General features: G+C 65.0%; 1 pseudogene. It reads left to right on the top strand.

From position 1 onward, the window contains the following. Positions 1 to 323: pseudogene (locus tag EKA13_RS28065) on the top strand (hypothetical protein); the annotation flags it as partial.

The following is a 323-nucleotide window of genomic DNA, read 5'->3' as shown; positions in this document are numbered from 1 at the left end:
GTGCGCGAGCAGATCGCCGAGGCCACCGCCCCGGTGCGCGCCTTCATCCCGATTGACCTGTACAACGAAGTCGAAGCCCTGGTTCGCCAGTACCGCGCCGACAAAGTCACCAATCTGGCCCAAAGAGCGGGCGCCCGAGTCGAGGAATACATCGACCTGTCGGCCCTGAACACCTGGCTCGACCACACCGCGCCGGCCCACTACGCGCAGGTCAACGAGCGCCATGCGCTGCTGTATGCCGACCGCGACCTGTATTTAAAGCGTCACCACCGTGCGACCTGGTGGGTCGATTATGACGACAGCGGCACCCGCGCCTGGCTCGA

The sequence above is a fragment of the Pseudomonas defluvii genome, from assembly GCF_001695625.1.
In the GTDB taxonomy this organism is placed as follows: domain Bacteria; phylum Pseudomonadota; class Gammaproteobacteria; order Pseudomonadales; family Pseudomonadaceae; genus Aquipseudomonas; species Aquipseudomonas defluvii.
This window is presented reverse-complemented; position numbering and strand designations above follow the sequence as displayed.